2 protein-coding genes and 2 pseudogenes are annotated in these 9645 nt (G+C 39.5%); 2 read left to right on the top strand and 2 right to left on the bottom strand.

Features of this window, described 5'->3' with window-relative positions; genetic code table 11:
* Nucleotides 1–44: 44 nt before the first annotated feature.
* Nucleotides 45–380, bottom strand: a pseudogene (locus ACMZ6U_RS07325) (transposase); the annotation flags it as partial.
* A gap of 170 nt (nt 381–550) precedes the next feature.
* On the opposite strand from ACMZ6U_RS07325, the gene ACMZ6U_RS07320 reads away from it, so the two are divergent.
* Nucleotides 551–1531 (top strand): Gfo/Idh/MocA family protein, encoded by a 981-nt coding sequence (locus ACMZ6U_RS07320; protein ID WP_416107531.1) that lies wholly within the window; start codon nt 551–553, stop codon nt 1529–1531.
* A gap of 148 nt (nt 1532–1679) precedes the next feature.
* Complete coding sequence (locus tag ACMZ6U_RS07315) at nt 1680–9104, top strand: ZmpA/ZmpB/ZmpC family metallo-endopeptidase (protein WP_416107529.1); 7425 nt, start codon at nt 1680–1682, stop codon at nt 9102–9104.
* 236 nt (nt 9105–9340) lie between these two features.
* Here ACMZ6U_RS07315 and ACMZ6U_RS07310 read toward each other — a convergent pair.
* A pseudogene (locus tag ACMZ6U_RS07310) lies at nt 9341–9583 on the bottom strand (transposase); the annotation flags it as partial.
* Nucleotides 9584–9645: the final 62 nt, after the last annotated feature.

Here is a 9645-nt window from a genome sequence, read left to right as displayed (position 1 = left end):
TGTGCCATATCTTTAGTTTAACATTTTTTATGAATACAGGTTCTTAATTTCTCACGATAGAGCCAGATAGTTTTCGCATCTGGAACAGTGTCTTCATGACAACCAACAAACCGACGAAAAGATAGACGATCCAGCAGTTGGTATTCCATGGCATCATCAGATAGGTTATGAAGACGTTGAAGCAAGAGCACTTTGAACATCATGAGCTAGTCTAGGTGAGGACGACCGCCACGACTGATGACTTTATCTTTAGGACTGAATAACTCTGACAACAAAGGAAGAAAGATAGTCCAATCCATAATGGCATCCAAACGTTCTAAGGGATTACCTTTCTCTGATAGTTTTGACAAGATTTTTTCATCGTCTGTGACTAAATGCATGACAGCTCTCCTCATTACTTTTGATTCTATTATCTCATTTTGGGGAAAGTTAGGGAGTTTTTAGAGGTGCCCATAAATGCATCGTCTATCAATATCGGGTAAGTAGATTTATGACCAATTTATTGATAAAATGAAGAGAATGAAAAAGGTTACAGAAAGGTCGATTTTTTATGAAATTAGCTTTATTAGGAACTGGGATGATTGTCAAGGAAGTCTTGCCAGTCTTGCAAGACATTGAGGGGATTGAGCTTGAAGCTATCATGTCAACACCTCGCTCTATTGATACCGCGCGTGAACTGGCGAAAAAGTATGCTATTCCTCAAGCTAGTTGTGATTACGATGAGGTTTTAAGCAATCAAGAAGTTGACACGATTTATGTAGGACTTCCCAATCATCTGCATTATGATTATGCTAAAAAAGCTCTTGAAGCGGGCAAACACGTCATCTGTGAAAAGCCTTTTACCTTGCGTTTAGCAGAGTTAGAAGGCTTGATTGCCATCGCTGAACAAAGAGGATTATTTCTACTTGAAGCCATTACCAATCAATATTTAGAGAATTTTAAAATCATCAAAAAACAACTGCCAGAACTTGGTGATATTAAGATTGTTAATTGTAACTATTCACAGTATTCGTCGCGGTATGATGCCTTTAAGCGTGGGGAAATTGCGCCTGCTTTCGATCCTGAAAAGGGCGGCGGAGCACTTCGTGACCTCAATATCTACAATATCCACTTTGTCGTTGGGCTTTTTGGGAAGCCTAAGCAAGTTCAGTATCTGGCTAACATGGAAAGAGGTGTGGATACATCTGGGATTTTGGTGATGGATTATGGAACATTCAAGGCAGTTTGTATCGGTGCTAAAGATTGCAGCGCAGAAATTAAGTCGACCATTCAAGGAAACCAAGGGTCATTGGCAGTGCTGGGAGCGACAAATACCCTGCCAGAAATTAATTTTGCCCTAAATGGACAAGTACCAGAAGTCCTTAATCATAATAGTGACCACCATCGCATGCATGCCGAATTTGTCGCATTTGAGGATATCCTTAGTAATCAAAAAGAGGATAAAGTCAAGGAAGCACTGGATCACAGTTTATCTGTAATGAGGGTGTTAGAGACAGCTGTTGAAACTATGAACCTTGAAATGAATACTTAATTAAAGGGAGATAATCACTGATCTAATAAGTGAATAAGAATTTCGCGTATTCAGTTTGTTTCATTAATGAATGTCTTTTAATTTGAATAGTTAAGAAACGCAGAAAAATTTGAAAATATGATATAAAGAAGAATAATAAGGAGTAATAATGGAAAGAAAACATAAATTTTCAATTAAAAAATTATCTGTCGGAGTTGTGTCTGTTTGTATTGGATTTGCCTGGTCAACTCAGACAGTTCATGCCGATGAGGGAATTGCAGCAAAGCCTTTGTCAAATCAAGAACATGCAACGGGTGTGCCTGATTTGGCAAGCGAAAGCCCTCAAATACCTGAGGTGACTACAGTAGTTGTCAGGGATCAGGTCTTGCCCAAAGAATCTGCTGAGGTTCAACCTTATGCAACCAATATGGCGGACTCTGTTATCTCAGAGAATCCAGAAAATGCTACCTTTGCAGTAAAAGTATCAGTAGAAGAGGAAGCAAGCCCAGCCTTAGCGGTGTTAGGAGAGGCTATAGAACTAGCAGAAGCGCCCAAGCCAGTATCTGAACCGTCAGATAACGCCCTCAATGAAACCACAAGGACCGACGACAAACCACGTCTCCGTCATACGAGAGAAGTCCAAAATGAAGAAAGTTTGGAGAGTGCTGTTACTAAAGACGTTTCTGAGAAAGATGGCGAGATAGCTCTAGTAGACGATATGGCTGAGACGGCCAAGTCACCTAAGCGACAGGTAAGAGACCTTGCTAATCGTAAGGAGCGTTATCAGACGGTCTTAGATGAGCTAAAGCAACAAAACAAAACCACCTATGATAGTTTATTACCAGATGAAAAAGACCGCATTTCAAATGCTTTAGTGACCGAATTTCAGGACCACTTTATTGAGAATGTCTTGCCGGGTTTGAAACTTGCTAAAACCTTTAATGAGATTGGTAGGGATACCAATTATGGCAGAAGAAGCCCAGCTTATATAAAGGCTTTAGGCGATGCCAGAAGAGCAGGGGCTCAAGGAACTGAAATTGTAAAACGAGCTGAAAAAGCGATGCTAGATCAGTATAATGCTACTTTGACTTCTGATCCAACCATTGAGGGATATGTTGCTCAAAATTCTCAGACGCTGAGCCATCTGGCAAAGACAGTCTTGACAGGTCAAGTATTGGACAATGTCTGGCAAGAAAAAGCTTCTCTTCTTCGTGGAATGTATTTGCTCAATATGCAATACACTTTTGAAGACAACCTCCCTTCTAAAATAGTGCAACAAGCTGAACAAGTATTGCTTGATAATAGTCTTAGAAAATCAAAAGCACTTGATAATCTAAAGCGAATAGGTAATTATGATAATGCTTACAAGTTGAAGACCAAGGCGGATTATGCTGGCCTTCTAATTCATCATAAACGTTTATTTGAAACTCAGATTAAACCAATCATTGGTGGCAATAATGCGCTAAAACTGGTTGAAAAATTAGCAGGTCCAACGCCCTTAGATGAGTATGTTACAAATCGTTCAAAGGCCTTGATGCCAGAGTCTGACTTATCCAAACAAGATCCTAGAAATACAACGGATCTTCTGCATCGCTTAAATCTCTTGATTCCTGTCTTGTCTCAAGGAGAAGGTGCTGTTGTTGGGTCAACACGTGATACGGTAACATTAGGGATTTTAGATGTTTATCCAGACGCTCCACAACGCCTTTCTACGGGTGCTCAACCTGACCTCCCTAAGATGGTCAAAAACCTCAATCAGTTTGAAAACTACAATACTTTTCTTCGCGAGGCCAGTCGTTATGGTACAGATAAGACTCCAAAAACAGTAGCTCCTCTAATTGCTAGAGACAGTTTGATGACAGGGAGATTTGTCAATGGTCAGGATCGGCGTGTTTGGCAGACTCAAGCCACTAATGACACGGTTCGGAATTTGATAGCCCCCTTGAAATTTGACAGTTCTTCCTACAGAGTTGGATCTGGTATTGAAGGTGAACAAGCCAGTCAAGATCTCTTCAACTCCTTTACGATTCCTTTGTTAGATGGTAGCAGTAGAGGTCCGGGGCTTTATTCGCACGAGATGACCCATGCTAATGATCGAGAAGTGCTCTTTGATAAACAATATGGTCAAGGTGGTCGACGAGACGGTCAAGGACCTGAGGTGTATGCTAGAGGTTTATTTGAGGCGCGTGATAATACGCAAACAAATGCTCCAGGAAATGTTTATCCTGTCTTTAATTTAAATACAACTATTGTCCCAACCGATGGTAGAGGTGATGACACCTTGAAGCAAGTCCAGCCTTTAGAAGCTCTGGACACACCTGAGAAACTAGCTAATTATCAAAAGAAACTCATGAAACTCATCATGTGGATGGAGGCCAAAGAAGCTGATATAGCTCTTCGTATCCTATCAGACGAGGAGAAAAAGAACTATTTTAACCAAGTCACACAAGAAGATCGCGAAGAAGGAAATTCGACAGATGATGTTTTCATCCCTAGTCAAAAAGCTCCTAGAAATTTAGAAGACTTGGTCAATGGTAGCTATGTTTCAGCAGGTTTTATTAAGTCAGGTATTGATCGCTTAGGTAAGGTTAAAACAAATGGTTATGACTTTTTACCTTTATTTGATAGTTTTTACGGATCTAACTATGCTCCAGTTGGAAAAAATACTGTTGGTGATTTATCCTTTAAACGAAATGCTCATGAACTTTTAGCCTATCAAGGTTACGATACTATGATTGCTTATTTGAGTGATCAATTTTCAAGTGATCAGGAATTTTACAATCATCTCAAGACTAAGCATAGTAATAAGGCAAATGCCCTTGCAGGTCAAACACAAGCAAGTGGTAAAGAGACTAAAATAAAACAATACCAGGAATTACTGGCATTAGAGTTACAGAATATACCAGAAGAAATCAAGAACCTCTATACTCCCGAAAAACTTGAGCAAGCTATTCGTGCAGATTTACAAGTTTTAAAGACACAGTTTCCGGCAGGAACTTCTGAATTAGTTAAACAATCAACCATTACCAATAATTTAAAAAATGTTCGAGAGTTAAAGCTGAATTTCTTTTCACGTATCATAGAAGAAACGGATACCATGACAAGTGATCCGAATAAGCAAAACCTCTTTAAGACCTTGTATTCTACTAAGTACGTTTATCAAGATGATAAAGGTGGAGCGCTTAACTTGCCTGAGTTAGCATTACCACAAGAAATTGTAAAGGCAACAAGCAAATCTCAACCACCAGTAGCACCACAATCTCCGATTACTGTCGGTAATCAGACTTACACTTTTGTTAACTGGGAGATACTGAAAGAAGATACAAGCAATCCTCTTGAAACCATAACAACTTATAAGGGGATTTGGCGAATAACATCTAATCAACCTAAAACGTTTGACATTATCTATGTCTCTGGAACAGGAAATGGCAATGGTGAAACACCTGACCAGCCCCTCAATAATCTAAATGATGCTATCTTAAAAGTAAGAGACGGCGGGACTATTCGCCTAGTTGGTGATTATAGTAGCCGTAATGTTGGTTCGTTGACCGTTAATAAAGCTTTAACGATCGATTCGCAAACAAGCAGTAGCTTGAACCTCAATGAATCCTTGACTTTCAATAAACCAGTCACGCTGACAGGAAACTTGCAGATTTTTTCAGTGGGGAATGGCGGGCAGTCTGTACCTTTGACCTTTAATGCCGATGTCATGATTGATCAAGGTATTCGTACCCATAACCCTAATGGCACAGGTAGCAAGCCGACAGTAGTTCTAAATGCTGCCAATGCGACTATCAAGGGTGGTGAATTTGAGAAATTAGTCACTTCAGGATCTAGCACTGCGACAATTAGTGATAGTGCAAAACTAAGTCAAGGTGTTGAAACAAACGGCAAAGCAACCATCACTTATGCAACGAATCAGACGAATCGCTTTAAGGCTATTAGTGGTGAGCTTAATCTTATCTTTAGTGGCAAACCTGCCAATCTGACGCTTGAAAACGTTACAGATGTCACTCTACTTCCAAAAGCAGCTGTTAGTCTAGCACCAAATGCTAGCATTAGCGGGCATGTTTCTTTACAGAAAGACGCTATCTTGAGGGCTCAAGATAATGCTCTTACTTTTTCTAAGTTAACAGGTTCAGGAACGCTAAGTTTTGATGAAGCGCGGACGTTGACAGTATCGACTTTGCTTGAAAATCCTACGATTGAAGTTATTTCTCAAACAGGTAGGTATCAGGATAAGAAGATTTATGTTTATGCTGAATCAGGCGACGCTATAGTGCTTGCCAAACAATTAGATGAAACCTTAGAAAAAACACCTCAAAACGATTATAGATACCTTGAACCTTACCATATTTACCATGAATTTAAGGCATCTGAATCTAAAAATGATCCTTTATTTAGGGCAGATGATTTTAGACATCTCCTTCCTGAAAACGATGGAGATATTAGTCTGACAGAGCCTAAAACCCCAGCCTTGATTACAGAAACGGTCGTCAGCAATAATAAAAAATGGGTCTTTAAAAAGTGGTTATTGAAAAAAGAGCATAATGGCAAAAGTTACGTTTTCTTTGGCCTCTGGGAGCCACAAGACCTTGTCGCTCCAAAGGAGAGTCGACAAATCACTTACGAATTTACGATAAGAGGAGCAACTGAAGAACGATTCAGAGCAGAAAATATTGTAAAACCAGCTGATCAATTGGTATTAGATGGAGAAAAAGTTTCACCGCCGACTACATTTGACAATCAAGTTAGAGCCAGTCAAGACCAGAGTGGTGAGTGGCAATTCAAGGGGTGGAATCCACCAGGAGAGCAATTGGTATCAGGACCGTTGACCTTCACTGGAACTTGGGAGTTTGTGCCTTACAAGCCTGTTGATTTTTCGATTGCTTATGAGGCGGACCAGGATCGTGAAGCAGGCACTGACAATGTTATTAAGATTCCTGGTATTCTTGGAAAACAATCAGGGATTACAGGTAATATAGTTGTTTATCCAACGCGTCAGCTTGTTACCGTTGGTACTAAACCAAAGGTTGAGGTTAGAGAAGCAGGTACAATTCCTGTTACTTATGTTAGAGATGATGCTAAAGAAGCTAATATTAAAACAGAAGTTAACCAAGGTCGCCCTGAAAAAACAACAATCCGAACCACTTTTGACATTGTCGATGGTAAAGCTGTGCCTAAAATCACAGAAACCACGGAAGAAGCGATTCCAACGACGATATCAGTTGGTACTAAGCCACTTGTAACCGAGGAAATATCAAAAATTCGATTGAAATTTGTAGCAAACGAACAAGATTCTGCAGGGCACATGGTCATTACTGATGTGGGTAGCCAGACTAGAACTAAGGTGACAACCCCTTATGAATTAGTTAATGGAACAGCTGTTCTTGATGACGTTAACAAACAAACCGTTGTTTATGAGGGTTCTCCTCGAATTGTGACTGTCGGTACTAAACCTGTTACCACTCAAATAAGTCAAGATTTAGCAGAAAAAGTGGTTGAGGATTCAAATGTTTTAGCAGGAACACCTGATAAAGTAACACCTGGTCGACCAAAACTAACTGAAATCCGTAAGACTTATACTCTCAATAAGGATACTGGTAAAGTAGTTGAAAAGGTTGAGGAAGTTATCGTAGATGCTGGCCTTGCCCCTGAGCGTATTGTTGGTACTAAAGCAATGGTTATCAATCCAGCAACACCGATTAGACAACCTAAAAATTATCAGATTTCGTATCGCTATAGTTTTGAAAATGGTAAAGAAACTAATTTTGATGTCCAAAAAGCTCCCCTACCTAGTGGAAAAACAGTGGCTGAAAATGAAACTATCTCAGTGCCAAATCTTTATACAGATGTAGTAATTGAAAGTAAAGATGCGACAGGTGAGTGGAAATTCAAAGGATGGAATCCAGCAAATGAACAAGTGGTTTCAGGACCACTTACGTTCACTGGAACGTGGGAATATAAAGCTTACTCTATCGTAGAGCCATCAATTCGATATGAGGCAAATGACCAACTCGCTTTTGCTAGCCAGCCTGTTACTATTTTAGGTCAATCTGGTAAAGCCTCTGCGTTCACTGGTCGATTGATCGAAAATCCTACTGATACAGTGATACAAGTCGGTACTAAATCTCTCATTCAAGAGCTGGTGGGAACAGATATTCCTGTTCGCTATGTTGCTGATGATAATATTGAAGCCAACAAACGAGTGACTCGCATTGAGGGAAGTCCTGCAATCACTACTACTCGCACCTCTTATCGTCTTGATGGCGATAAGGCAGTAGTTGATCAAACAACTATTCTAAGCACCAAGCCAGCTGTTGCTAAAGAGATTGTTGTCGGTACTAAACCTAAACTTGTTCGTCAAGAAGAAGTGCTTTCTGAAATGGTTGAGTATGATGGTAATACCCTTGTTGGTAGTCCAGATAAAGTTATTCCAGGACAACCAAGAGTCACAGAAACCCGAACGATTTATAGTGTGGATGAGCAAACAGGTGGTCTATCAATGCAAGTAACCACTGTGCTTATTAATCAGGGTACAGCACCACGGCGTATTGTATCTAGTAAAGCTTTTACTTTGAAACCAAGTTCGGTATCAAAGATTACCTCTTCAGTTTGGATAGACGATGCTTATGTTAACAGTAACGCGACCGAACCCATTGTCGAAAACGCTGAATGGATAGACGATGCTTATGTTAACAGTAACGCGACTGACCCCAATGTTGAAAACGCTGAATGGATAGATGATGCTTATGTTAACAGTAACGCGACCGAACCCAATGTTGAAAACGCTGAATGGATAGACGATGTTTATGTTAACAGTAACGCGACTGAACCCAATGTTGAAAACGCTGAATGGATAGATGATGCTTATGTTAACCGTAACGCGACCGAACCCAATGTTGAAAACGCTGAATGGATAGATGATGCTTATGTTAACAGTAACGCGACCGAACCCGATGTTGAAAACGCTGAATGGATAGACGATGTTTATGTTAACAGTAACGCGACTGAACCCATTGTCGAAAACGCTGAATGGATAGATGATGCTTATGTTAACAGTAACGCGACCGAACCCAATGTTGAAAACGCTGAATGGATAGATGATGCTTATGTTAACAGTAACGCGATCGAACCCAATGTTGAAAATGCTGAATGGATAGACGATGCTTATGTTAACAGTAACGCGACTGAACCCAATGTTGAAAATGCTGAATGGATAGACGATGCTTATGTTAACAGTAACGCGACTGAACCCAATGTTGAAAACGCTGAATGGATAGATGATGCTTATGTTATTAGTAATAGCAAGGAACTAATCTTTGATAGTTTAAGGTGGATAGAAGGAACACTATTTTCAGAAACAGCGATTACAAAGAATACTGATGAAACACCAAATAATGCTGGTAAGTTCAAAACAGGATATATTCAATATAATAAGAAGAATGAAAATAATAAACTCCAAAGTACTTACGTTGCAAAAGAAACTATATTACCAGAGACTGGTGAATCACAAACAGTTCACTTTGCTCTTTCTGGTCTGATGCTATTGGGATTTGGTGTAGCGGTAAGGCGTAGCAGACAAAAAAGCTAGATTAGTGATGGCAGTTAGTTATCTGAATAGCATAAGAATAAGTTAGTATAAAGCAGATTGAATGTCAGTTCAGAATACTCTGATAATTTATTCCAATCTTATAAGAAAATATTTAAAACAAAGAGTTTTAGGGATAAGGAACTGTGGACTTTAGACTTGGTATGCTAAAGAAAGTTTCAAAATTTTTAATACTATTGTTTTTGGACTCTTCGTCAACTGTAGTTGGTGACTTATAATTAACATCTAGAGAGAATCGTTCCGGTTCTCTCTATTTGTCTCTTTCCGGTTTTCGAGAGACAACCTAAAAGGGTCACTCCCCTGACCCTTTTAGTATACAAAGCGATGAGTATTTTAGTTTTAAAGTTCTTGAATGTCTTGAATCCAAAAGCTTGTCGTTTGATATCTTTGATGAGTTTGTTGGTTGCTTCTAGCTTCGCGTTAGAATAGGGAAGTTCTAAGGCATTAATAATATAGCTTTTACCCGTGGTGCTAGTTGATTTCAAAATATCTCAAATGATAAGCCAGTATGATTTGTTCGATT

The organism is Streptococcus pluranimalium (assembly GCF_047785745.1).
GTDB lineage: Bacteria > Bacillota > Bacilli > Lactobacillales > Streptococcaceae > Streptococcus > Streptococcus pluranimalium_B.
The sequence above is the reverse complement of the archived record's forward strand: the minus strand, read 5'-3'. Positions and strand labels throughout refer to the sequence as shown.

What these genes read in the sequence shown, in the direction of transcription:
- ACMZ6U_RS07320 (WP_416107531.1), top strand. Translation starts at nt 551, where the DNA reads ATGAAATTAGCTTTATTAGGAACTGGGATGATTGTCAAGGAAGTCTTG.
- ACMZ6U_RS07315 (WP_416107529.1), top strand. Translation starts at nt 1,680, where the DNA reads ATGGAAAGAAAACATAAATTTTCAATTAAAAAATTATCTGTCGGAGTT.